Source organism: Streptomyces sp. NPDC007088, from assembly GCF_042869355.1.
GTDB lineage: Bacteria > Actinomycetota > Actinomycetes > Streptomycetales > Streptomycetaceae > Streptomyces.
The window spans coordinates 79,542-103,380 of the sequence record NZ_JBIAFO010000013.1; the positions used below are offsets into that span (position 1 = coordinate 79,542).

Annotated in this window: 23 protein-coding genes and 1 pseudogene; 8 read left to right on the plus strand and 16 right to left on the minus strand. The window is 72.5% G+C overall.

The features are described 5' to 3' along the window. The first annotated feature begins 342 nt into the window (after window positions 1–342). From ACFYMP_RS21415 to ACFYMP_RS21425, 3 genes are all read left to right on the plus strand, one after another. Window positions 343–1,398 carry a sigma-70 family RNA polymerase sigma factor gene (locus ACFYMP_RS21415; RefSeq protein WP_388859849.1) on the plus strand — a complete coding sequence of 352 codons (1,056 nt, stop codon included), beginning with the start codon at window positions 343–345 and terminating at the stop codon, window positions 1,396–1,398. A 210-nt stretch (window positions 1,399–1,608) separates the two neighbouring features. Then, window positions 1,609–2,532, plus strand: coding sequence for an AEC family transporter (locus ACFYMP_RS21420; protein ID WP_388859852.1), 924 nt, complete (start codon window positions 1,609–1,611; stop codon window positions 2,530–2,532). A 251-nt stretch (window positions 2,533–2,783) separates the two neighbouring features. Further along, on the plus strand, window positions 2,784–3,239 hold the full coding sequence (locus ACFYMP_RS21425; protein WP_388859854.1) for an SRPBCC family protein: 456 nt from the start codon (window positions 2,784–2,786) through the stop codon (window positions 3,237–3,239). Window positions 3,240–3,332: 93 nt separating this feature from the next. Here the strand turns inward: ACFYMP_RS21425 and ACFYMP_RS21430 are convergent, their stop codons facing one another. Both ACFYMP_RS21430 and ACFYMP_RS21435 read right to left on the minus strand, forming a co-directional pair. After that, window positions 3,333–3,515 carry a hypothetical protein gene (locus tag ACFYMP_RS21430; protein WP_388859856.1) on the minus strand — a complete coding sequence of 61 codons (183 nt, stop codon included), beginning with the start codon at window positions 3,513–3,515 and terminating at the stop codon, window positions 3,333–3,335. 40 nt (window positions 3,516–3,555) lie between these two features. Beyond that, a complete protein-coding gene (locus ACFYMP_RS21435; protein WP_388859859.1) occupies window positions 3,556–3,957 on the minus strand; it encodes a cupin domain-containing protein in 402 nt (133 codons plus the stop codon). Between the two features lie 52 nt (window positions 3,958–4,009). On the opposite strand from ACFYMP_RS21435, the gene ACFYMP_RS21440 reads away from it, so the two are divergent. Next, window positions 4,010–5,068: a GlxA family transcriptional regulator gene (locus ACFYMP_RS21440; RefSeq protein WP_388859862.1), complete on the plus strand. Its 1,059-nt coding sequence runs from the start codon at window positions 4,010–4,012 to the stop codon at window positions 5,066–5,068. On the opposite strand, the gene ACFYMP_RS21445 is transcribed toward ACFYMP_RS21440, so the two are convergent. After that, on the minus strand, window positions 5,022–5,249 hold the full coding sequence (locus tag ACFYMP_RS21445) for a hypothetical protein (RefSeq protein WP_388859865.1): 228 nt from the start codon (window positions 5,247–5,249) through the stop codon (window positions 5,022–5,024). The two genes, ACFYMP_RS21440 and ACFYMP_RS21445, sit on opposite strands and share 47 nt — an antisense overlap. Here ACFYMP_RS21445 and ACFYMP_RS21450 point away from each other — a divergent pair. Beyond that, window positions 5,193–5,423 (plus strand): annotated as a pseudogene (locus tag ACFYMP_RS21450) (Scr1 family TA system antitoxin-like transcriptional regulator); the annotation flags it as partial. The gene ACFYMP_RS21445 and the pseudogene ACFYMP_RS21450 sit on opposite strands and share 57 nt — an antisense overlap. Window positions 5,424–5,474: 51 nt before the next feature. Here the strand turns inward: ACFYMP_RS21450 and ACFYMP_RS21455 are convergent. Next, window positions 5,475–5,975 (minus strand): GNAT family N-acetyltransferase, encoded by a 501-nt coding sequence (locus ACFYMP_RS21455; protein WP_388859868.1) that lies wholly within the window; start codon window positions 5,973–5,975, stop codon window positions 5,475–5,477. Between the two features lie 284 nt (window positions 5,976–6,259). Further along, window positions 6,260–6,910: a dihydrofolate reductase family protein gene (locus ACFYMP_RS21460; protein WP_388859871.1), complete on the minus strand. Its 651-nt coding sequence runs from the start codon at window positions 6,908–6,910 to the stop codon at window positions 6,260–6,262. Between the two features lie 94 nt (window positions 6,911–7,004). Here ACFYMP_RS21460 and ACFYMP_RS21465 point away from each other — a divergent pair, with 94 nt between their 5' ends. The 3 genes from ACFYMP_RS21465 (at window position 7,005) to ACFYMP_RS21475 (ending at window position 9,108) form a co-directional block, all read left to right on the plus strand. Further along, on the plus strand, window positions 7,005–7,502 hold the full coding sequence (locus ACFYMP_RS21465; RefSeq protein WP_388859874.1) for a winged helix-turn-helix transcriptional regulator: 498 nt from the start codon (window positions 7,005–7,007) through the stop codon (window positions 7,500–7,502). 264 nt (window positions 7,503–7,766) lie between these two features. Further along, the gene (locus tag ACFYMP_RS21470) at window positions 7,767–8,309 is read left to right on the plus strand and encodes a hypothetical protein (protein WP_388859877.1); all 543 of its coding nucleotides are present in this window, start codon (window positions 7,767–7,769) and stop codon (window positions 8,307–8,309) included. A 34-nt stretch (window positions 8,310–8,343) separates the two neighbouring features. Beyond that, window positions 8,344–9,108 (plus strand): hypothetical protein, encoded by a 765-nt coding sequence (locus tag ACFYMP_RS21475; RefSeq protein WP_388859880.1) that lies wholly within the window; start codon window positions 8,344–8,346, stop codon window positions 9,106–9,108. A 331-nt stretch (window positions 9,109–9,439) separates the two neighbouring features. Here ACFYMP_RS21475 and ACFYMP_RS21480 read toward each other — a convergent pair whose 3' ends face one another. From ACFYMP_RS21480 to ACFYMP_RS21530, 11 genes are all read right to left on the minus strand, one after another. Further along, complete coding sequence (locus ACFYMP_RS21480; protein ID WP_388859883.1) at window positions 9,440–10,711, minus strand: thymidine phosphorylase; 1,272 nt, start codon at window positions 10,709–10,711, stop codon at window positions 9,440–9,442. A 77-nt stretch (window positions 10,712–10,788) separates the two neighbouring features. Further along, complete coding sequence (locus ACFYMP_RS21485; RefSeq protein WP_388859885.1) at window positions 10,789–11,214, minus strand: cytidine deaminase; 426 nt, start codon at window positions 11,212–11,214, stop codon at window positions 10,789–10,791. Beyond that, window positions 11,211–12,491 carry an ABC transporter permease gene (locus tag ACFYMP_RS21490; RefSeq protein WP_388859887.1) on the minus strand — a complete coding sequence of 427 codons (1,281 nt, stop codon included), beginning with the start codon at window positions 12,489–12,491 and terminating at the stop codon, window positions 11,211–11,213. The genes ACFYMP_RS21485 and ACFYMP_RS21490 overlap by 4 nt, the downstream gene beginning before the upstream one ends. Continuing rightward, window positions 12,488–13,693, minus strand: a complete 1,206-nt coding sequence (locus ACFYMP_RS21495) for an ABC transporter permease (protein WP_388859890.1) — start codon at window positions 13,691–13,693, stop codon at window positions 12,488–12,490. The genes ACFYMP_RS21490 and ACFYMP_RS21495 overlap by 4 nt, the downstream gene beginning before the upstream one ends. After that, on the minus strand, window positions 13,690–15,264 hold the full coding sequence (locus ACFYMP_RS21500) for an ABC transporter ATP-binding protein (protein ID WP_388860154.1): 1,575 nt from the start codon (window positions 15,262–15,264) through the stop codon (window positions 13,690–13,692). The genes ACFYMP_RS21495 and ACFYMP_RS21500 overlap by 4 nt, the downstream gene beginning before the upstream one ends. A 315-nt stretch (window positions 15,265–15,579) precedes the next feature. Then, complete coding sequence (locus ACFYMP_RS21505) at window positions 15,580–16,647, minus strand: BMP family protein (protein WP_388859893.1); 1,068 nt, start codon at window positions 16,645–16,647, stop codon at window positions 15,580–15,582. A gap of 286 nt (window positions 16,648–16,933) precedes the next feature. Then, entirely contained in the window at window positions 16,934–18,016 is a 1,083-nt protein-coding gene (locus tag ACFYMP_RS21510) for a BMP family protein (protein ID WP_388859896.1), read from the minus strand. A 205-nt stretch (window positions 18,017–18,221) separates the two neighbouring features. Then, complete coding sequence (locus tag ACFYMP_RS21515; protein WP_388859899.1) at window positions 18,222–19,460, minus strand: amidohydrolase; 1,239 nt, start codon at window positions 19,458–19,460, stop codon at window positions 18,222–18,224. A gap of 290 nt (window positions 19,461–19,750) precedes the next feature. Beyond that, window positions 19,751–21,235: a family 43 glycosylhydrolase gene (locus tag ACFYMP_RS21520; RefSeq protein WP_388859902.1), complete on the minus strand. Its 1,485-nt coding sequence runs from the start codon at window positions 21,233–21,235 to the stop codon at window positions 19,751–19,753. Window positions 21,236–21,569: 334 nt separating this feature from the next. After that, window positions 21,570–22,514, minus strand: coding sequence for an aminoglycoside phosphotransferase family protein (locus ACFYMP_RS21525; protein ID WP_388859905.1), 945 nt, complete (start codon window positions 22,512–22,514; stop codon window positions 21,570–21,572). 232 nt (window positions 22,515–22,746) lie between these two features. Beyond that, window positions 22,747–23,832 (minus strand): hypothetical protein, encoded by a 1,086-nt coding sequence (locus tag ACFYMP_RS21530; RefSeq protein WP_388859908.1) that lies wholly within the window; start codon window positions 23,830–23,832, stop codon window positions 22,747–22,749. Window positions 23,833–23,839: the final 7 nt, after the last annotated feature.

The window sequence follows — 23,839 nt, forward strand, 5'->3', positions numbered from 1 at the left end:
GAGCGGGCCGGGCAGCGGGCCCGCCGCCCCCGAGCGACGACAGCGCCGACGGTATCGGCGGTGTCAGCGGTGTCGGCGGTTCGGCGGTTCGGCGGTTCGGCGGTATCGGAGCGTGCCGGACCAGATCCCCTCGGCACGGCAGAAGCTGTCGCCCCGCTTCGCGACCTCGTACGGGACGGTGGCGGCGCGCGAGCGGTCGGCGGTCTCCCCCTGCTCCTGGATGTTCTCCGGTCTCCTGAAAGTTCCACGGTCCGGAACCCCGTTGTCAGTCGCTCCCAGTAACGTCCTCATCAGTGCCGTCGCGACGTCGCGACGCGCCGCGCGGCCATGGGGTGGTGAGGGATGGGCGAGATCGCACGGACCACGAGGAAGCCGGGTCCGGAGCTGGAGCGGGGTCCGGAGCTGGAGCCGGGTCCGGGTCCGCATCCGGGGCTGGGTCCGGGTCCGGGTCCGGAGTTGGAGGAGTACCGGGTCGAACTGACCGGGTACTGCTACCGGATGCTGGGTTCGGTCTTCGAGGCCGAGGACGCGGTGCAGGACACGATGGTGCGGGCCTGGCGCGGTCTCGACAGGTTCGAGGGCCGGTCCAGTCTCCGTTCCTGGCTGTACCGCATCGCGACCAACGTGTGCCTGGACGCGCTGAACGCGGGCAGCCGCAGGGCGCTGCCGATGGATCTCTCGCAACCGCAGACCGTCGCCACGGCGGTGCTGAAGACGCGTGCGGAGCCGAGCTGGCTGGAGCCGGTCCCGGACGCGCGGGTGCTGCCGCAGGGCGCGGCGGACCCGGCGGAGGCGGCGGTGGGCCGCGAGTCGGTGCGGCTCGCGTTCGTCGCGGCGCTCCAGCGCCTGCCGGCGAGGCAGCGCGCGGTGCTGATCCTGCGCGAGGTCCTGGCGTGGCGGGCGGGCGAGGTCGCCGAGCTGCTGGAGACGTCGGTCGCCTCCGTCAACAGCGCGCTCCAGCGGGCTCGGGCCACGCTCGCCGAGAGCCCGGCGCGTGAGAGCGATCCGGCCGCCCCGCTCGACGGGGAGCAGCAGAAGCTGCTGGCCCGCTACGTCGCGGCCTTCGAGGGGTACGACATGGAGGCGCTCACGGCGGTGCTGCACGAGGACGTCGTGATGTCGATGCCCCCGTACGACCTGTGGATTCAGGGTCCGGGGAACTTCACGGACTGGATGCTGGGCCCCGGCGCGGTGTGCCGGAACTCAAGGCTGAGACCGGTGGTGGCGAACGGCGCGCCCGCCTTCGCGCACTACCACGCGGAGCCTGACGGGGGGTTCAGCCCGTGGGCGCTCCAGGTGATGGAGGTGCGGGACGGCCGGGTTCTGGGGGTGCACTGCTTCATGGACACCGCCCGCTGGTTCCCGCTGTTCGGCCTGCCGGCGCGGCTGGAGGGCTGAGGGGCCCGCGCCCGGCGGTTCCGTCTCGCCGCAGGGCCCGGCCATCCCTCGGCCGCCGAGGTTCCGGGCCCGGTGGCCACCCGCTGACCTGCGCCTTGACCCGGTCACGCGCCGCCGGACAATTGTCTGCATGCCTCATGGAACCGGGCCCGCAGCGGGTCCCCGCCCCCCGATACCGGCCCCGTCCCTGCTCGCTCCGGGGGCGGCCGCGTGCGCGGGGTGCTGACGGGTTTCTGGGTGATCGCCGTCGTCATCGCGGTGGGCTACGCGCTGGGCCGCAGTGGCCGGATCGGGGACAACGGGCGGGAGGTGCTGACCCGGCTGGCCTTCCACGTGGCCACCCCCGCGCTGCTGTTCACGACGCTCGCGCGGGCCGACCTGTCGGTGATCCTCTCGGGCAAGCTGCTGGTCACGGCGTGCGCGACGGCGGCGGTCTCGGGGGTCTTCGTGGCGGTCGCGGCGGTTCGGCGCTGGGGCGTGGGCGCGGGCACGATCGGCGCGCTGTGCTCGGGGTACGTCAACGCGGGCAACCTCGGCATCCCGATCGCCGTGTATGTGCTGGGGGACGCCTCGCTGGTGGCCCCGGTGCTGCTGTTCCAGCAGATCGTGGCGACTCCGGTGGCGCTGACGGTCCTGGACCTGAGCCGCCCGGACCGGCAACGCGGCGGTCTCGTACGGCAACTGCTGACGCCGTTGCGCAACCCGGTGGCGGTGGGCTCGCTGTCGGGGGTGCTGGTCTCGGCGTCCGGGCTGCGGGTGCCGGGCCCGGTCATGGACCCGCTGACGCTGATCGGCAACATGTCGGTACCGGCCGTGCTGCTCGCCTTCGGCATCTCGCTGTGCGGCGCGACGCTGCCCGGCCGGGGCACGGACCGGGGCCCGGTGCTGCTCTCTGCGGCCCTGAAGGCGGTCGGACAGCCGCTGATCGCGTGGGCGCTCGCGGCGGGCCCCTTCGGTCTGGGCGGGCACGACCTGCTGGACGTCGTGGTGACCTCGGCGCTGCCGGCGGCGCAGAACCTCTACACGTACGCCTCCCGGTACGGGGTCGCGGAACGGCTGGCCCGCGAGTCGATCCTGTTGTCGACGATCGCGGCGGTCCCGGTCCTGGTGGTGATCGCGGCGCTGCTGGGGTGACCTGTGCCGCTTGGGGCACCAGGGACATCCGCAGGCTGGCGGGCCTCTCTGACGTGCCCGGGGCGGTCAGGGGCCCCTGAGGTGCCCGGGGGGCCGGAGGGGGCGGCCGAACCCCCGGACGGAGGAACGCGGGCCGGCCGAGGCGTCCGGAGGCGCGCCCGGGGGAAGGGGAGAGACCTGGAGCCGTCGTGGGCCCGCCGGGCCCCGGGCTCCCGCCGCCCGCAACGGCCCGCAACGGAGCGAGGAACCCGATGATCCACGTCGAGCGCGTCATGACCGTCCCCGTCCCCCTGGACGAGGTGGTGGCCTACCTCTCCGACTTCGCGCACGCCGTGGACTGGGACCCGGGCACGGTCGAGTGCACCCGGGCGGACGGGGAGGAGGGGCGGCCGGTGGAGACCGGGGCCCACTGGCACAACGTCTCCGAGTTCCGTGGCCGCAAGACCGAACTCACCTACCGGCTGGACCGGTTCGACCCGGACCGGCTGGTGTTCGAGGGCCGCAACAAGACCGCCTCCACCACCGACGACCTGTCCTTCAGCCCGGCCGAGGACGGCGGCACGACCCGCGTCTCGTACCACGCGACGATCAACTTCAAGGGCGTCGCCTCGCTCGCCTCCCCGTTCCTGCGCAGGGAGTTCGAGAAACTCGGCGACGAGATCACCAGGACGCTCCCGGACGCGCTGGTACGGCACGCGCGGGGCTAGGCAGGGGTTCCGGAGACGGGACGCACGGACACGAGGGCGGGGGCCAGGCTGCCGGCATGTCGAGACGGCAGCCGTACGGCCCCGGCCGCTTCGTCAGGAGCCGTAGTGACAGCGGCAAGAGGCGATCCGCACCCCGTCTTGCACGATCGTCACCCTGACGAGCCAGGTCTCCTTACGGGCGTTCCCGGGGCTCCTGAGCAGGTACGCCGTCTCCTTCAGCGCCTGCTGGTCGTCGGGCGCGACTGTCGCCACGGGCTCGTGGCCGGCGCGGGTCACAGCGACCTCCTGCCTAGTGCCCCGTACGTAAGACTGACGCCTAAGCCTCCAGGTGGTGCCCCGTCGTGGCGTCCACGTGTTCCGGCACCGGGTCGTGGGCGTCCCCGACGCTGGAGGTCCCGGTGGGTTCGAGCAGGAGCAGGGACGCCCCGGTGGGGGCGGAAGGGCGGTGCCAGGTGCCGCGCGGGACGGTGAAGACCGAACCGGCGGGCAGGACGACCTCGCGTTCGGCGCCGTCCTCGCGCAGGGCGATCCGCAGTTCCCCCTCGGTCACCAGGAAGAACTCGTCGGTGTCCTCGTGGACGTGCCACACGTGCTCGCCCTCCGCTTTCGCGACGCGGACGTCGTAGTCGTTGACGCGGGTCACGATGCGGGGGCTCCAGCGCGCGTCGAAGGAGTCGAGGACGGCGGACAGCGAGCGGGGCTGCGAGTCGGGCTTCATGAGGCCCATCCTGCGCGCGCCGCGCCCCCGCCGGGAGTGCTAGGAATGGCATATGGCGCAAGAATCCTCGCAGGCCCCCGGCACCGGTAAGCCGACGGCCACCGCCCCGCACCGCGTCGTCGTCCTCGTGGACGAGGGCTCGAACCCCTTCGAGCTGAGCTGCGCGATCGAGATCTTCGGCCTGGACCGTCCCGAGCTGGGCCGCGCGCTGTACGGGTTCTCGCTGTGCGCCGAGCAGCCACTGACCCGGATGCGGCAGGGCTTCTTCACGCTCACCGGGGTCGGGCCGCTGACGGCTCTGGAGGACGCCGACACCGTGATCGTGCCGAACCGGCCCGACGTGGAGGTGCCCAGGAGCCCGGCCGTGCTCGACGCGATCCGCGCGGCGCACGCGCGCGGCGCCCGGCTCCTCGGCTTCTGCTCGGGGGCGTTCACGCTCGCGGAGGCGGGCGTGCTGGACGGCCGCCGGGCCACCGCGCACTGGCAGTGGGAGCGCGCGTTCCGTGAGCGGTTCCCCGCCGTACGGCTGGAGCCGGACGTCCTCTTCCTGGACGACGGCGACATCCTGACGGCGGCGGGCAGCGCCGCCGCACTCGATCTCGGGCTGTACGTCGTGCGGCGCGACCACGGCGCGGAGATCGCGAACTCGGTGAGCAGACGGCTGGTGTTCTCGGCCCACCGGGACGGCGGCCAGCGGCAGTTCGTGGAACGGCCGCTGCCCGACGTCCCGGACACCTCCCTGGGGCCGCTGCTGGAGTGGGCGGGAGAGCGGCTGGCCCAGCCGTTGACGGTGGCGGCGCTCGCGGAACGGGCCGCGACCAGCCCCGCGACGCTGCACCGACGCTTCCGGTCCCAGCTCGGCACGACACCACTCGCCTGGCTGAACGCTCAACGGGTCACCCAAGCCTGCCGGCTGATCGAGTCGGGGGAGGAACGGATGGAAGTCGTCGCCCGCCGCTCCGGGCTCGGCACGGCGGCGAATCTGCGAGCGCGGCTGAAGAAGGAGACCGGGTTGAGCCCGGTGGCGTACCGGCGGCGGTTCACGGAGGCGCCCTCGGCCGCCGTCACCCCTGCCGCCGGATCGAACACCGCCACGCGTTCTCCTCGTTGACCCGTTCGCGCGGCTTCCGCAGCGCCACGGACTCGTCGCCGGCCGCCTCGCCCTCCCGGCACCGCGCGCACGCGCACGGCGGGAGATCCGGCACGGGAACCTGTTGGAGGGGTTCCAGGAGTACGTGGCGTACGAGGGGCGGGCCGCCGAGATCAGGCTGTTCGAGGTCGGCATCGTCCATGGTCTGCTTCCGGCCCCGGCATACGCGGCGGCGTTGGCCGCGAGCGCGGTGAAGCGCGGAGCGATCACACCCGGGCAGGCCGAGGAACGTGTGTCGTTGGTCGTGGACCGGCGGGCGGCACGTGCCCGTACACCCCTACCGCTGGTGTTCGCGGCCTTGGACGAGGCCGGTGCGTACGGTGCCGGTCAGCGCCCTGTGGCGCGGGCCCGCGCGTCGGTCCTGGTCTCACTCGCCGGAGAGGTCCTTCACGTACCGGTGGGCGGGCACCCGTACGGGTCCGTCCAGGCCGGGGGCGTGGTGGTCGAAGAGGCCCTCGTCCTGCCAGCCCTGCCGTGCGTAGAAGCGGCGGGCACGGGCGTTGCCGGGCACGACGGCGAGCCAGGCCCGCCGGTGGCCCGCCGTCGCGACCAGATCCTCGGCGGCGGACAGCAGGGCGGGGGCGACGGCCGTGCCACGGTGGGCGGCGCCGACGTAGACCTGCTCGACCTCGTCACCGGCCACCATGACGAAGCCCGCCACCCGGCCGTCCACCACGGCGACGACCGTGTCCGTGACGCGTTGTGCGGCGCGCACGCCGAAGGAGTCCCGGGGGCGGGCCTCGACCAGCGCGTCGGGGACCTTGCCCCGGTGGCCGTCACCCCATCCGTGGTACCAGATGTCGGCGACCGCCTCGACGTCGCCGGGACGTGCGGGCCGCAGTTCCAGGGGGCGGGTTTCGCTGCTCATGGGGTCATCCAACCGTAGCGAACTCCCAAACGCCGCCTCTTTGACGGAGGTTGGTGCGCGATCTGGTGCCTCCTGAGGCGGTTGACCGCCCCGGGGGCCCGTCACCGGCGGGGGAAACGGGACCGGGCCCCGGCACCATGGCGCCGGGGGGCGGGACCTGGCCAGGTCCCCCCCCGCCCCCGTCCCCTCCCCCGTCCCCGTAAGCGCCCTCCCGGGCCCGGACCGGGCCGGTCAGGCGCGCGCGAACGTCACCTCCCGGCGGCCGGTCGCCCCGCCCCCTCCCTTCAGGCCGACCCGGTGGTGACCCGGTTCCAGAAGTGGTGGGTGAGGCCGCTCGCCGAGGTCGTCGACTCGACGGTGAAGCGCTCCTGGACTCCGGCCAGTCCCTCCCACATCGAGACTCCGCCGCCGAGGGTGACGGGCACCGTGATCAGGTGCATGAAGTCGATGAGACCGGCCGCCAGGAACTGCCGGACGGTGGAGGGGCCACCGCCGATACGGATGTCCTGGCCGCCCGCGAGGTCCTCGGCGAACGCCAGCGCGTCCTTGGGTGTGGCGTCGAGGAAGTGGAAGCTCGTCCCGTTGTCGAAGTGGAGGGGCTCACGGCGGTGGTGGCTGAGCACCACCACCGGCGTGCCGAAGGGAGGCGCGTCGCCCCACCAGCCCCGCCACTCGTCGTCGGTCCACTCGCCGGTCTGCGGGCCGAACTTGCCCCGGCCCATGATCTCGGCGCCGATGCCCTGACCCCAGGTGCTCGTGAGAGCGCGATCGAGGGTGATCGGGGCGTCCACGCCGCCCACCCCGTCGATGAACCGCCCGTCGAAGCCCGCGAACATGCCCTCGGCACCGCCCATCGGTCTGTCGAGCGTGATCGTCTCGCCTGCGCTGTAGCCGTCCAGGGACACGTGAAAGTTGTGCACGCGAACCTTGGCCATGCCAAACACCTCCAGTGAGTGGTTGCGATCAGCAACTGGTCACCGAACCTTACGATGGAGGGGTTGCGAGTCGCAATCAGTCAGGAGGTGCGCGATGCGTGAGGAGCCGCGTTCGGGTTGCGCGATCAACGCCGCGGTGGAGGTCCTGGGAGACCCGTGGACCCTGATCGTGCTGCGCGACGTGATCTTCGGCGGACGTCGCCACTTCCGCGAGCTGCTGACCCGGAACGACGAGCACATCGCGTCCAACGTCCTCGCGAGCCGCCTGCGCAAGCTCGTCGAGACGGGTCTCCTCACCCGCGACGACGCCGTACGCGGCCAGAAAGCCACCTACACCCTCACCGAGGCCGGCATCCAGACCCTCCCCGTCATGGTCGCCCTCGGCGCCTGGGGCCTGCGGCACCGGCCCACGACCCCGGAGCTGGCGGTGCGCGCCCGCCTCCTCGCGGAGGGCGCCCCGCACCTCACGAACGAGCTCATGGACGAACTGCGCGAGACCCACCTCGGCGTCCCGCGCGAGAACCCCACGAGCCCCTCCGCTTCCGAGCGGTTGCGGCAGGCGTACGAAGCCACCCGGGCACAGGGCCTGTGACGAGCGATGCTCGCCGGGTTCCGCTGTGACCGGGGGAATTCGGGCTCGCGGGGGAAGGGGCGGCGGGGCGCCCGGCCGCCTCCTCGGCGCGTGCGCGGGTGCCGGGCCGGTGAGGCGGCCGACGATGACCGCGCGGAGGCGGGGGCCGGTGAACGACCCCCGCCACGCGGGGAATTGGCCGAAGCCTGCCCCGCAGGAGTGTTAGCGTCGGCGCCGTGTCCGCACGACCAGCGGACACGTTTCCTTTCTGGGGGGGGGAAAGACGTGCGCGTCATTCGGTTGGCTCTCGTCAGTTCACTCGCGGCGGCCTCGCTCGTCGGATCGTCCTTCGCCACGGCGCGCGCGGAGCAGCTTCCCGCGCCGAAGCCGAGCCCCGCGGTCGAGGCCGCGCCCGGCGTCGAGGGTTCCCCTTCCGCCGCGGCCGCGCCCATCGGTCTCTTCGCGACGACCGGCGACAAGGTGCACTACTCGACCTCGAAGCCGGGGTCTCCCGCGGCGATGTCCGGTCACGGCTGGTGGATCAAGGGGACGACCAAAGCCACCAAGGCCAACATCTCCATCTGGCTTGAGGTGAAGTCCGGGAAGGGCTGGCGCGTGGTCGGCTCGGGCGTGAAGAAGAACGCGTACCCCGGCGGTGGCAGCAAGGGACGGGCGACGGCACGCATGGTGTGCGCCCAGGGCCCAGTCGCTCCGGGTGCCAAGTGGACGTACCGTACGCGGATCGACGTCGACCTCATCGGGCACGCCGACAGCAACGAGCAGGCCGTGACGGCGCCGCAGTCGTATCCCTGCCTGCCCCGGGCCTAAGGGCTGTCCCGTAGGTGTGCTTCCCTTGACCGGTATGGATTCGACACTGATCGTCAGCCTCACGGGCTCGATCGAGCTCCACGAGTGGGCCGGCCGGCTGTACGCGGACGGCCGGGACGACGACGCGTTCAGCCTGATCGTCAGACAGGGCGTCATGCAGGGCCTGACGGAGTTCCACGGGTCGGAGGAGTCACCCCGGGTCAGGTGGAGCCATCACGACGCGGGCGACTCGTGGACCGGAAGCTCCGACGCGCCCGAACTGATCTGGCTGCAGGTCGACACCGGCGACCCGGCACCGGGCAGACTTCCGCTCCAGCCGATCGGGGCCGTGCTCGACCGGGTTCTCAGGAAGGTCGGCACACCGCGGATCGACGAGGGTGACTTCCTCGTTCCGCTGGGCCGGTTCCCCCGTGACCCGGTGGAGTTCGCCTACGACCGCGACTGGTTCGAGTTCTCCGACCCGGACCGGTCGGAAGTGACCGGCATCGAGCTGTACGCCTCGGCCGGTGAGGGTGTCGAGCGTGCGGACGTGGCCGACGTGGCCGCGACGGCTCGGACATGGCTCGGTGACGCGGCCGTACTGGCGGCAAGTGACCGGCCTGCCCCGGGGCCGGTCCGCTTCCGGGGGGCTCCCTACGTATCGCTGGAGTTCCTCGGCCAGGTCGACTGCACGGTCCGCGAGTGGTCGATCGAGGCACTGGCCTGGCTGACCGAAGTCCTCGGCTGGGCGATGTCGAGTGCGGGGTGCGGGAACCACGGGCTCGTGCGGCTACGCAGACGGCCCACCACACGCGCCTGACACCGCACGCGCCCGACCGGAAGCGCCTGACCGGAAGCGCCCCTGCCGTACTGCCCTTCCGCCCGCTCCGCGCACGCTGTCGGCGCCCGGGTCCGGGTCCGCGCCCGCGCCCGGGTCCGCGCCCGGGGCGGCCGGGTCCCGTCTGTACTGCCTGGGCGGCGGGCCCGCACCGGCTCGCCGTCCAGGCACGCCGCCCACGGACGTGCGGGGCGCGGGCACCGCCACGGGCCCGCCGTCCGTCCTCAGGTGCGCGGGCGGACTTCCGCGGGGCGGGAAGATCCCGGCCGGTGAACGCCCCCAGCCCCCGCGCTCCTCGTACCTCAGCCGTACCTCAGCTGATCCGGTCCATGACGATCGCCCCCGCGCCCGGCGCCTCGTCGGTGATGTCGTAGGCGGACTCCAGGGACTCCATGGCGTACGCGAAACGGTCCGGGGTGTCGGTGTGGAGGGTGAGGAGGGGCTGCCCCGCGCGGACCGGGTCGCCCGGCTTGGCGTGGATCTCCACTCCGGCGCCCGCCTGCACCGGGTCCTCCTTGCGGGCGCGGCCCGCGCCCAGGCGCCAGGCGGCGACGCCCACGTCGTACGCGTCGAGGCGGCCGAGCACTCCGTCGCGTCCGGCGGTGACGACGTGGCTCTCGCGGGCCGTGGGCAGCGGCGCGTCCGGGTCGCCGCCCTGCGCGGCGATCATGCGGCGCCACACGTCCATCGCGGAGCCGTCGGCGAGGGCCTTCGCGGGGTCGGCGTCGGTGAGCCCGGCGCCGTCGAGCATCTCGCGGGCCAGGGCGAGGGTCAGCTCGACCACGTCGGCGGGGCCGCCCCCGGCCAGGACCTCGACGGATTCGCGTACTTCGAGGGCGTTCCCGGCGGTGAGGCCGAGCGGGGTGGACATGTCGGTGATGAGGGCGACGGTGCGCACGCCGTGGTCGGTGCCCAGGCCCACCATCGTCTCGGCGAGTTCGCGCGCGTCGGCCGCGTTCTTCATGAAGGCGCCGGAGCCGCACTTGACGTCGAGGACGAGCGAACCGGTGCCCTCCGCGATCTTCTTCGACATGATCGAGGAGGCGATGAGCGGGATCGCCTCGACGGTGCCGGTGACGTCGCGCAGCGCGTACAGCTTCTTGTCGGCCGGGGCCAGCCCGTCACCGGCCGCGCAGATCACCGCGCCCGTCGTGTCGAGGACGTGCATCAGCTCCTCGTTGCTGAGGGCGGCGCGCCAGCCGGGGATCGACTCCAGCTTGTCGAGGGTGCCGCCGGTGTGGCCCAGGCCCCGTCCGCTGAGCTGCGGGACGGCCGCCCCGCACGCGGCGACCAGCGGCGCGAGCGGCAGGGTGATCTTGTCGCCGACGCCGCCCGTGGAGTGCTTGTCGGCGGTGGGGCGGGAGAGCGCGGAGAAGTCCATGCGCTCGCCCGAGGCGATCATCGCGGCGGTCCAGCGGGCGATCTCGCGGCGGTTCATGCCGTTGAGGAGGATCGCCATGGCCAGCGCCGACATCTGCTCGTCGGCGACCGCGCCCTTCGTGTAGGCGTCGACGACCCAGTCGATCTGCGCGTCGCTGAGTTCGTCCCGGTCGCGTTTGGCGCGGATGACGGAGATGACGTCCATGGCAGGTCTCCAAGAGAGGGGAAAACGAGAAGCCGTGGGCCCGGCACGCCTGGCGCCGGGCCCACGAGGTGGTGTGTTCAGAGCTTGTCCGGGCCGAAGGCGTCCGGGAGTTGCTGGGCCAGCGTGCGGATTCCGGCGGAGGTCTCCAGCAGCAGTCCGGGGCCGCCGTGCTCGTGCAGGAGCTGGCGGCAGCGCCCGCACGGCATGAGGACGGCGCCGGTGCCGTCCACGCACGTGAAGTGGGTGAGCCGGCCGCCGCCGCTGAGCTGGAGCTGCGAGACCAGTCCGCACTCGGCACACAGGCTCAGCCCGTAGCTCGCGTTCTCGACGTTGCAGCCGCTGACGGTACGGCCGTCGTCCACGCGGGCGGCGGCGCCCACCGGGTAGCGGGAGTACGGGGCGTAGGCGCTGCGCATCGCGGAGCGCGCCGCCTCCCGCAGCCGGTCCCAGTCGGCGGGGCCGAACTCGACGGCCCCCGCCGGCCGCCCCGCGCCCTGTGTCATCCGCCCTGGCCCTTCCGGTACGGCAGTCCGTCGGCCTTCGGCATCCGCAGTCGCTGCGCGGACAGCGCGAGGACCAGGAGCGTCACGACGTACGGCGTCATGCTGACGAACTGGGAAGGCACCTCGTCGCTCAACAGGTACCACACGAGCAGCAGCGCGGCGGCGAGGGCCGTGACCGCGCCCGGCAGGAACCGCTTGCGCCAGATCAGGTAGGCGACGGCGAAGGCGAGCAGGAAGACGAGGAGCAGCAGGACGGCGTGCACGTTCTCGCCGCCCCCGCGCAGCCGCAGGCTGTCGGTGTAGCCGAACAGGCCCGCGCCGAGCGCGAGGCCGCCCGGCATCCAGTTGCCGAAGATCATCGCGGCGAGGCCGATGTAGCCGCGACCGGCGGTCTGGCCCTCCAGGTAGATGTTGGAGGAGACCAGGGACAGGAAGGCGCCGCCGAGACCGGCGAAGCCGCCCGAGATGATCACCGCGAGGTACTTGTACTTGTAGACGTTGACGCCGAGCGATTCGGCGGCCACCGGGTTCTCCCCGCAGGAGCGCAGCCGCAGCCCGAAGCTCGTGCGCCACAGCACCCACCAGCTCGCGGGGACCAGCAGGATCGCGATGAGGGTGAGCGGGGAGAGGTCGGTGAGGACACCGCCGAGCAGGCCGGCGAGGTCGGAGACGAGGAACCAGCCCTTGTCGCCGAGGTCGTGCAGCCCGTCCGCGACCCCGGGCACGGTCCACGTCCCGAGCGAGTCGATGGGCGGGGACTGCTTGGCCGTACCGCCGTCCGCGTCCGCGAAGGTGAAGATCGACAGGTAGCGGGTCGCGCCGAGGGCGAGGATGTTGATGGCCACACCGGAGACGATGTGGTTGACGTTGAAGGTGATCGTGATGACCGCGTGCAGCAGTCCGCCGATCGCGCCGCCCAGGATGCCGAAGACGATGCCGGTCCACGGGCCCCACTGGTAGCCGGCCCAGGCGCCGAACCACGTGCCGAGGATCATCATGCCCTCGAGGCCGATGTTGACGACGCCCGCGCGTTCCGCCCACAGCCCGCCGAGCCCGGCGAGGCCGATGGGCACGGCCAGGCGCAGCGCGGCGGACATCTGGCCGGTGGAGGTGATGCCGTCGGCGCCGGTGATCAGCCGCACCACGGAGGTGAGGACCAGCAGGCCCGCGACGAGCAGCAGGACGACGGGCAGGCTCAGCTTGCGGGCGGGCGGCTTGGCCTGCGCCGCGGGCTTGTTGACGTCGGTGGACGTCGTCGGTGTGCTCTGGGTACTCATCGGGCAGCCGCCTCCTTCTGGGGCTCGTCGGACGACGGGACGGCGGCGGCCGCCGCTGCCAGTTCGAGGCCCACGCGCCGCTGCTGGCGGCGCAGGCCCCACAGCCGGACCTGCTCGTACGCGACCACCACGGCGATCACGATGAGGCCCTGCATGATGGTCGCGATCTCCTTCTCGTAGCCGTTGTAGTCCAGGACGGACGAGGCTTTGTCGAGGAAGGCGATCAGCAGGGCGGAGACCGCGATGCCGGCCGGGTTGTTGCGGCCGAGCAGGGCGATCGTGATGCCGGTGAAGCCGAGTCCGCTCGGGAAGCTCTGGCTGTAGGTGTGGGTGTCGCCGAGCAGGATGGGCAGCCCCGCGAGGCCCGCGACGGCGCCCGAGATGAGCATCGCGGTGAGCGCCATGCGCTTGGCGCTGACCCCGCTCGCGGCGGCGGCCGACTCGGAGGCGCCCGAGGCGCGCAGGTCGAAGCCGAAGCGGGTGCGGTTGAGGACCAGCCAGTAGACGACTCCGGCGGCGACGGCGACGAACACGAAGCCGTAGATCTCGCCGGCCGCGCCCATCCCGATGCCGGGGAACCAGCCGGCCTTGTCCATGACGCCGGTGGTCTGGTTGTTGCCGACCGGGACGCCGAAGTTGTCGGTGAGGCACAGCCACACGATGAGGCTCGTGGCGATCGAGTTGAGCATGATCGTCGCGACGACCTCGCTCACCCCGCGGGTCACCTTGAGGAGCCCGGCGATCCCGGCCCAGATCGCGCCGGTGAGCATCGCGACGACGATCAGTACGGGGATCTGGAGGACCGAGGGCAGCGCGAGGTGAAAGCCCACGATGGCGGTGACGGCGGCGGCGAGCCGGTACTGGCCGTCGACGCCGATGTTGAACAGGTTCATCCGGAAGCCGACGGCGACCGCGAGGGCCGCGAGGTAGTACACCCCGGCCTGGTTGATGATGAGGACCTGCTGGTCGGAGTAGCCGATCTGCTCGGACATGAGCTGGAAGGGCTCGACGGGGTTCTTGCCGGAGGCGATCAGCACGACGCCGGTGAGGACGAGCGCGACGACCAGCGCGATGACCGGTCCGGCCACCGCGAGCAGGACCCGCTCCTTGTCCCACTTCTTGGCGGGCGCCGCGGCCTTGCCGGGCCCCGCGGCCGTGTTCGGCCGCGCTCCCGGCGCCTGGTTCGCGGAAGGGTTCGTCATCGGGAGGTGCCCTCCGGCTGCTCCGGTACGGTGTTCTGGCTGCGGGGCCGCCCGGACGCGGGGCCGTGGGCCTCGGTGTCCTCCAGGTGGCCGGTGGCGGCCCCCGTCATGGCGGAGCCCAGCTCCTCGGGGGTGATGCTCGCCGGGTCGGCGTCGGCGACGAGCCGGCCGCGGTAGATGACGCGGAGCGTGTCGGACAGGCCGATCAGCTCGTCGAGGTCGGCGGAGATCAGCAGGACCGCGAGCCCTTCGCGGCGGGCCTCGCGGATCTGGTCCCAGATCTGGGCCTGCGCGCCGACGTCCACGCCCCGGGTGGGGTGCGCGGCGATCAGGAAGCGCGGCTTGTGGCTCATCTCGCGGCCGACGATCAGCTTCTGCTGGTTGCCGCCGGACAGCGATCCGGCCGTCACGTCGATGCCGGGGGTGCGCACGTCGTACTCCTCGACGATGCGCCGGGTGTCCTGCTGCGCGGCCTTCGGCGTGAGCCAGAAGCCCTTCGCGGCGGGCGCCTCGGTGACGTGGCCCAGCATGCGGTTCTCCCACAGCGGGGCGTCCAGCAGGAGTCCGTGGCGGTGCCGGTCCTCGGGGATGTAGCCGACGCCGTGCTCACGCCGCTTGCGGGTGGACCACGGGGTGATCTCCTCGCCGCCCAGCAGGATGCGGCCGTGGTCGGCGCCCTTGAGGCCGATGAGCGCGTCGATGAGTTCGGTCTGCCCGTTGCCCTCGACGCCGGCGATGCCGAGGACCTCGCCCTCGTGGATCGTGAAGCTCACGTCGTCGAGCACCGGCCGCCCGCCGTCGGCCAGCAGCCGGAGGTTCTCGACGCTCAGCAGGGCCTTGTCGGTGACGGTGGACTCGGCGGTCTCCGGGGTGGGCAGTTCGCTGCCGACCATGAGTTCCGCGAGCTGCTTGGGCGTCGTCTCGGACGGGATCGCGGTGCCCACCGTCGTACCGCGCCGGATGACGGTGATGTCGTCGGCGACGGACAGCACCTCGCCCAGCTTGTGCGAGATGAAGATGACGCTGAGGCCCTCGGCCTTGAGTTCGCGCAGGTTGTCGAAGAGCGCGTCGACCTCCTGCGGGACGAGGACCGCGGTCGGCTCGTCGAGGATCAGGGTGGTCGCGCCCCGGTAGAGGACCTTCAGGATCTCCACGCGCTGGCGTTCGGCGACGCCGAGGTCCTCGACGCGGGCGTCGGGCCGCACGTTGAGTCCGTAGCGCTCGGAGATCTCCACGATGCGGCGGCGGGCGGCGCCGCCGATCCCGTGCAGCTTCTCGCTGCCGAGGACGGTGTTCTCCAGGACGGTGAGGTAGTCGGCGAGCATGAAGTGCTGGTGCACCATGCCGATGCCGCGGGCGATCGCGTCGGCCGGGGAGCCGAAGACGGCCTCGGCGCCGTCGACCCTGATGACGCCCTCGTCCGGCTTCTGCATGCCGTAGAGGATCTTCATCAGGGTGGACTTGCCGGCCCCGTTCTCGCCGACGAGGGCGTGCACGGTGCCCTTGCGGACGCTGAGGTGGATGTCGTGGTTGGCGACGACGCCCGGGAAGCGCTTGGTGATGCCCGCCAGTTCGACCGCGGGCGCCCGGCCCGCGGCCGGGGGGCTTTGAGACGCGTTGATGGCGCATTCTCCTCGGAAGGGGGGCCCGCGTGCGCAACGCCCCGGGACTGACGGAGGTGGAGCTGGGGCCGGTCGCCCGGCCGGGGGCGGACGGGCCGCGGAGCCAGGCCGTCCGTCCGGGTCAGTGTGCCCGCGCCGCCGTTTCGAAGCGGGGCCCGGGGAGCGCACACATCCTCCCCGGGCCCCGTTCCGGCGCGGTGTCGCGGCGGTTTCCGCCGCTCCCCCGCCCCCGCCCGGCGAGCGGGCGGGGGCGGGGGAGGCGGGTCAGCTGGTGGTCTTGACCTTGACCTTGCCGTCGGCGATGTCCTTCTTCGCCTGCTCGATCGCCTTCTGGATCTTCGCGTCGCCGGAGAACTTCGGGTTCGAGGCGGCCACGTCCACCCCGCCGGAGGCGAGGTCGGCGCGGACCACGCCGGTCTCCGGCTTGCCGTCCTGGACGGACTTGACGAGGTTGTAGACCGCGCCGGACACGTCCTTGGTGGCGGAGGTCAGGATGTAGTCCTTGTACTTCGCCAGCGGCTTCTGCGCGTACTGGTCGGAGTCGACGCCGATCGCCCAGACCTTGGCGGTCGCGGCGGCCTCGATGACGCCCTGGCCGGAGAGGCCCGCGGCCTGGTAGACGACGTCGGCACCGGCGTCGATCTGGCCCTTCGCGGCCTCCTTGCCCAGGTTCGGGCTGGAGAAGCCGCCGTCCTCGGCCTTCTCGGTCAGGTACTGCTTCTCGATCTTGATCTTCGGGTTCACGGACTGGACGCCCTGGACGAACCCGGCCTCGAACTTGTGGATCAGCGGTACGTCGACGCCGCCGACGAAGCCGACGTGCTTGGTCTTGGTGCTCAGGGCGGCGGCGACACCGGCCAGGTAGCTGCTCTGCTCCTCGTGGAAGACGAGGTCCGCGACGTTCTTCGCCTTGATCGTCTCGTCGTCGACGATGCCGAAGGTGGTCTTCGGGTGCTTCGCCGCGACCTCCTTGATGGCCGGGGCGTAGGCGTAACCGACCCCGATCACCGGGTTGTAGCCCTGCTTGGCGAGCTGGTCGAGGCGGGCCGTCTTGTCGGCGTCGGACTCGCCGTCGGTCGGCTCGATGTCCTTCGCGCCGATACCGAAGTCCTTCTTGGCCTTCGCCATGCCGGCGTAGGCGGCATCATTGAAGGACTGGTCGCCCTTTCCGCCGACGTCGTAGGCGAGGGCGAGGCCCTTGCCCTTCGAGCCGCCGCTGCCGCTGTCCTTGTCGGCGGCCGCGTCACTGGACGTGCCACCGCAGGCGGTGACGGAGACGGCGAGGGCGGCGGTCGCAATGCCTGCGGCAGCGATTCGGGACAGGCGGCGCATGAGCGGGACTCCTTGTGTGCAGCGCCCTCGGCGGGCGCAAGGTTCGCCGCAGCGTAACGCGCGTAGACAGAACAGAAAACCCCGTATGTCCACCCGTTATCCAGCTGTGTCTGAGCCCGGTGAACGCGGCCGCACGCTCAGCGATGAGCCGCAGGCCGGGGCGGCCGGGGCGGCCCGGGGGCGCGCGGGGGCTTCGGTCACGAAACGCACACAGGGGCGCGCCGGGGCGTACGGCGACGGTCACCGTACGCGCCTGGGCGCGCCCCTGCGGGGTGGTGCGGGCGGGTCAGGAGCTGGGGACGGTGATGCTGCCGTCCTTGATCCCGGCCTCGGCCTTCTTGACGGCGGCGACGACGTCGGTCATCGCGGTGTACTTGGGGTTCGCGGTGGACAGCCCGACCCGGCCGGAGGCGAGGTCGAAGCGGGTCTCGCCGGTGACGGGCTTTCCCTCGACCACGGACTTGGTCAGGTCGTAGACGGCGCCGCCGACGTCCTTGAGCGCCGAAGTGAGGATGTAGTCCTTGTACTTGGCGAGCGGCTCCTGCTTGTACTGGTCGGAGTCGACGCCGATCGCCCACTTCCGGGCGCCGGCCGCCTCCTCGATGACGCCCTGCCCGGAGAGCCCGGCCGCCGCGTAGAGCACGTCGGCGCCCTTGTCGAGCTGGCCCTTGGCGGCCTCCTTGCCCAGGTTGGGGCTGGAGAAGCCGCCGTCCTCGGCCTTCTCGGTCAGGTACTGCTGCTCGACCTTGATCTTCGGGTCCACGGAGGCGACGCCCGCCTTGAAGCCCGCGTAGAACTTGTGGATCAGCGAGACGTCGACGCCGCCGATGAAGCCGACGTGCTTGGCCTTCGTGACCTTCGCGGCGGCGACCCCGGCGAGGTAGGAGCCCTGCTCCTCGTGGAAGACGAGGTCGGCGACGTTGTCGGCCTTGACCGTGTCGTCGTCGACGATGCCGAAGGTGGTCTTCGGGAACTTCGGCGCGACCTCCTTGATGGCGGGCGCGTAGGCGAAGCCGACCCCGACGATCGGGTTGTAGCCCTTGGTGGCGAGCTGGGTGAGCCGGGCGACCTTGTCGGCGTCGGACTCGCCGTCGGTCGGCTCCAGGTCCTGCCCGCCGATCTTGAGCTCCTTGCGGGCCTTGTCGTAACCGGAGAACGCCGAGTCGTTGAAGGACTGGTCACCGCGCCCGCCGACGTCGTAGGCCAGGCCGATGCCCTTGCCCTTGTAGCCGGTGGAGGAGGCGGAGCTGCCGCCGCCCTTCTCCTCCTTCTGCGCGGACTCGCTGCTGGTCTCGCCGCAGGCGGTCGCGGTCAGGGCGAGGGCGGCGATCCCCACGGCCACGCGGGTGTACCTCGAAATGTGACGCACGGGGAACTCCCCTTCTACGAGCGCTGGTTCGACGCGGTCGTCGGCGCTGATCCGCTCCGCACAGTAACGCGCGTAGAAGGCCGCACTAAGGGAGCGGGAGGGGCTGTTATCGATTCGTGCCAACGGCCGGTTACGGCTCCGTGAACGAGCGTGACGAAGGGGTGGCAAAGGGGGCGCCGGTCCGGGCCGGGCCCCCTCGCCGTCGTCAGGACGCGTCGAGCAGGGCGGCGGCCGTGAAGAGTTCGACGCCGACGGTGATGGCCGCCTCGTCCACGTCGAAGTCGCCCCGGTGCAGGTCGCGCGTGGTGCGGTCGCCGGGCGGGCGCACCCCGAGGCGGGCCATCGCGCCGGGCACCTGCTGGAGGTACCAGGAGAAGTCCTCACCGCCCAGGCTCTGTTCGGTGCCCTCGACGGAGTCGGCGCCGCGCCGCGCGGTCATCGCGTCCCGCAACAGGTCGGCGACCTCGGCGTCGTTGACGACCGGGGGCACCCCGCGCACGTAGCTGATCTGGGTCTTCGCCCCGTACATCGCGGAGATCTCGTCGATCGCGGCGTGCACGGCGTCGGGCGCGGAGTGCCAGGTCGCGAGGTCGAGGCAGCGCACGGTTCCGGCCAGTTCGGCGTGTTGCGGGATGACGTTGCTGACGTGCCCGGACTCGATGCGTCCCCAGGTCACCGAGAGGCCGGAGCGGGCGTCGACGCGGCGGGCGACGAGCGCGGGCACGTCGGTGGCGACCTTGGCGACGGCGGTCACGAGGTCGGTGGTCAGGTGCGGGCGCGCGGTGTGCCCGCCGGGCCCGTCCAGCGAGATCTTGAGGCTGTCGCAGGCCGAGGTGATGGGCCCGTGCCGCAGCCCGATGCGCCCCGCGTCGACCTTCGGGTCGCAGTGCACGGCGACGATCCGGCCGACCCCTTCGAGCACCCCGGAGCGCACCGCGTCGGCGGCGCCGCCGGGCAGCACCTCCTCGGCGGGCTGGAACAGCAGCCGCACCGGGCGGGGCAGCAGCCCGCGTTCCAGCAGGTCGGCGAGGACGAGCCCGGCGCCGAGGACGACGGTGGTGTGCACGTCGTGCCCGCAGGCGTGGGCCCGGCCGGGCACGGTGGAGCGGTACGGGGCCTCGGCCTTGGTGTCCGGGATGGGCAGCGCGTCGATGTCGGCGCGCAGGGCGAGCATGGGCCGCCCGCCGTCCCACGTACCGACGTCGCACACGAGTCCGGTGCCGCCGTCGAGCACGCGCGGCCTCAGCCCGGCCTGCTCCAGCCGGGCCTTGATCGCCCCCGTCGTACGGAACTCCTGGTGGCCCAGTTCCGGGTGGGCGTGGAGGTCACGCCGGAAGGCGGTCAACTCCTGACACAGACCGGCCGGCAGGTCGGTCAGCGCACCGGGGAGGGCGGCTCCGGGCGTGACGGCGGTTTCGGACACGGGGGCTTCGAGGTCGCTCACCCTTCGAAGGGTAAGGCGGCCCGAAGGTCAACTAGCCCATGGTGTGGAAAAGTTCACCGGGATTGACGTAAGGAAAGGGGTTTCGGTCCGCATGGTGGGACAAGGGGATGGGTATGTACTCTCTTTCGGATTGAATCCGGCCGCCGCGCCCCGCACACCTGTACCCCTCCCCCTGGCCCTCCTGGTCCCCCTGGTCCCGTACGTCCCGGCTCCCGCCGCCTCGTGACTCTCCTGGCTCTCGTGGCTCCCGTGGGTCCCGCGGCCGGTGCGCCCGTACGCGCCGCGGCCGGTCAGTCGGTGTAGACCTCCGCGCGGTCCACGCTCACGAACGAGCCCGTCGACTGGGCGTTGTGCTCGCCGGTGACCCGGACCCGCAGTGTGTGGCGTCCGTTCGGCAGCCGGGGACTGAGGTACTGCACCGTCTCGCCGGTGCGGAGGGCGCCGTGGAAGTCGACGCGCTGTTCGGTGCCGCCGTCGATGCTGAGGGCTCCGATGCCGTTGCCGGTGTCGCGCACCGAGAGCAGGGCGACTCGGGTCCCGGTGAAGGTGAAGGTGGCGGTGTTGCCCGCCCGGTCGCTCCAGTGGTCGTCGCCCCAGAAGCACTGGGCGGCGCAGCCGGTTCCCGCGTTCCACGTCCCGGTGTACGAGACGGTTCCGTCACCGCTGGAGCGGCCGTCGTCGTTGATCCAGTAGTTACCGGAACCGGGGTCCCCGGAGGGCAGGTCCTGGGTGGCGCCGAGCGCGAGGGGACGGCCGAGGTCGGGGCTGCCGTCGGCCTTCCAGGTGATCCGCTGGGCCCGGGTGGTGCGGTTGGAGTAGGTGAACTCGGAGGTCGTCTTGGCGTGGTAGACCATCCAGTCCTGCGTACCGTCGGGCGAGCGGAAGAAGGCGTGGTGGCCGGGCCCGTACACGCCCCGGTCGTCGGCCCGCGAGAAGACCGGGCCGGAGTGCTGGGTCCAGTTGCCGGGCACCAGCGGGTCGGCGCCGTCGGGCAGGGACATCATCCAGATCTGGTAGTCCGGCTTGCCGGTGTCGCAGGTGGAGTAGGTCATCCAGGTGCGGCCGTTGCGGTTGAGGAACTCGGGCCCCTCCCGGACCTCGGGGCAGCCGCCCGCCGCGTTGAGGGCCACCGCGTTCCCCGAGACGGTGTACGGGTTCGACAGCGGGGCGAGGTTGATCCCGTTGTGCTGGTACTGGTTGATGCCGCTGTAGGCGAGGTAGAGGCGGCCGTTGTGCTGAAGGATGCCCGCGTCGATGGCGAAGTCGTTCGCGTGGTTGGGCGGGGCCAGCTTCGCCTTGTAGTGGTAGGGACCGGCCGGGTCGTCGCGGTCCGACTCCAGGACGTGCAGGCGGTGGTGGTCGTCGACCCCGTCGTCGGCGGTGTAGTAGAGGTACCAGCGGTCGCCGAAGCGGTAGAACTCCGGGGCGAAGATGTCGCGGTTGCGGGAGGCGTCGGAGTCGGTCCACACGGTGACGGGGTCGGCGGCCGACAGGTTGCTCAGCGAGGAGGAGCGCCACATGCGGATGCTGTCTCCCTGCGTCGTGGTCAGGTAGTAGGAGCCCTTCCAGTACGTCATGAACGGGTCGGGCCCGCTGTTGAGCGGATTGCGGAAGGTGCCGGCCGCGGCGGCCCGCGCGGCCGGGTCGTGGGCGTCCGCCGAGGCGGTGGCGGAGCCGGAGGACCACAGGAGGGAGAAGGCCGTGAGGAGGGCCGCCAGCACGGCGGCCGCGCGGCGCCCGGCCCGTGGGCGGTTCGGGGAGGGGGTGGCGAGCATGGACGGCTCCTTGGGGCGGTGGGGTGCGCGGAGTGCTCGTTCCGTGGCGGCCGGGCGTGGCGACGTGGCGTCACACGTCGTGCGGCCCGCGTGATTACAACGATGTAACGTCGGGGTGAAACGGTAGAGACGGCCTTGTGCCGTGTCAACGGCTCTCGCCCGAATGGGAGTTGCCGGAATGCGGGTACAGGGCGGGACGGGAGGCGGGGACAGCGCGGGGCGGGCGGCGGCACGGGAGGCCGGACGGGAGGCCGGACGTGGCACCGCTGGGCCGCCGGGCGGGCGCGGGGCGGGACGGCGGGCGCGGGGCGGGACGTGCCTCCCGCGCGTCACCTCACCGCGCCGGGCTGGACCGCGCGTGGTCGTCGAGTACGTCGTCGAGTACGTCGGCGATGATCCGGCGGTGCGCGGCGGCCTGCTCCGGATCGGTGTCGCGGATCTGGCTGAGCACGAGGAGGGACTTCCACAGCGCCCACCCCCGGGCCCGCGCCCAGGTGCCGGCGTCGAGGCCGAGGGCGTCACGGAAGGCCGTACGGCTCTCTGCCGAGAACAGCCCCCAGGCGATCACGAGGTCGCAGGCGGGGTCGCCGACGCCCGAGGTGCCGAAGTCGATGACGGCGCCGAGCCGTCCGCCGGTGAGCAGGAGGTTGCCGGGGGCGACGTCCCCGTGGAACCACACGGGCTCGCCCTCCCAGCGCGTGGCGAGCGCGGCCTCCCACACGGCGCGGGCCCGTCCGGTGTCGACCTCCTCGCGCAGGGCGGCCAGGCAGCGGCGGGTCTCCTCGTCGTAGTGGGCGGGCGAGGCGCCGCGCCACCAGCTGTGCTCCCCGGCGGCCGGCGCGCCCTGGGTGTCGCAGCGCCGGAGGGCGCGCAGGAAGTCGGCGAGATCGAGGGCGAGCGCGGTGAGGTCCGCGACGCGTCCGGCCGCCACCGTCTCCCCGTCCAGCCAGCCGCGCACCGACCACGGGTACGGATATCCCTCCCCGGGTTCGCCGAGCCCGAGCACCGGGGGCACGGCGAGCGGCAGCGCGGGCGCGAGCCGGGGCAGCCAGGTGTTCTCCTTGGCGACGGCGGGCACGTATCCGGCGGCGGTGGGCAGCCGCACCGTCTTGTCGCTCCCGAGCCGGTACGTACGGTTGTCCCACCCGTCCACCGCGACGGGCTCCACCGCGAGCCCTCCCCAGCGCGGGAACTGCGCGCGGATCAGCCGCCGTACGAGAGCGGCGTCGATACCGGCACGGCCGTCGGGGACACGACCGTCCGGGGCCCTCTTCACCATGCGGGGATGATCGGGGACGGGGGCGGGAGGGGCAAGCGGTTATCGGACCGGCGCCACGCCCCGGCCCCGGTGCGCTGCGTCCCGGTACCGGTTCGCTACGGGCCGTCTCGCCCGCCGTGGCGCTCGTGGCCGCGGCCGCCCGGCTCAGCCGTGCCGACCAGTACGGCGGACGGGAGGACGACGCCGAGGTGCGGTGGTTGGTGGACGACCCTTCACGACCCGCCCCGCCCCCTCACCCCGTCGCCCCTTCCCCCCGCACGCGCTGTACGTCCCGCGCCGTGCTCGTCACCCCGGTCAGGAAGCCCTGGGCGCGCGGGGAGGCCGTCGCGGTGAGCCAGGCCGGGTCGATCTCGCACACCGCGACGCGTACGCCCGTACCGCTCAGCGCCAGCGGAAGCGTGTGGACGACGGTGGAGGGGAAGCTCAGGACGGTGCGGCCCACCGGGCCCCGGCGGGCGATGAGTTCGAGGGGGAGGTCGGGGCGGACGATCTGGAGACCGGTCACGACGGCCAGGCGGTGGAGCTTGGTGGTGTTCTCCCTGCGGTGGGCGAAGTAGCGGCGGGCGCCGTGCGTGGCGGCCAGGGAGCGGACCGCCGCGACGTACTTGTCCTCGTCGACGACGCCGGTCTCGACGAGGGAGGTGCCGACGAGGTCGGCGCCCGGGGCGACGGCGGGCGGGCCGAAGGAGGCGCGGGTCCACGCGAAGGCGTGCGTGGTCACGGCGACACCGGCGGGAGCGCCCTCGATCGGCATGCAGGTGAACAGTTCCACGCGCCGGCCCGCGCCCGGGGTGAGCCTGCGGCGCGCGGAGGAGGAGAACGGGGCGAAGGCGAGGTCGCGGGGGCCGGACCGGCCGTCCCGGTGCCAGCGCACCAGGGGCCGGCCGCGTGCCAGGAGGTCGACGAACTCCATCGTGGCGGTGCCGTCGTCCACCACGACCAGCTCCCGGGCCCGGGTGAGGGTCAGCAGGAGCTGGACGTAGCGGGAGAACGGGTCGCCGATGACGACACGACGGGCCGTCCGCAGCAGCGGGGCGAGCGCCCGCACGGTGTGCAGGGGTGCGGCGCTCCCGCCCCTGGCCTCCTCCCAGCGCAGCGCCATGCCGGTCTGCCGCGCGTACTCCGCCATGCGGCGCAGTTGCCCGCGCGACATCGGGTCGGTGGGCGAGAGCACGACCACGGTGACCGCGCTCGCGTCCAGGCCCGGGGCGACGTACGCCCACTCCAGGACGTTGAGGAGCTGTACGGGGCTCTCGACGAAGGCCAGGGTGGAGGGCGCCCCGTCCGGGAGCCCGGGAGGTGCGGCGGGGGAGGCCATGGGGCGG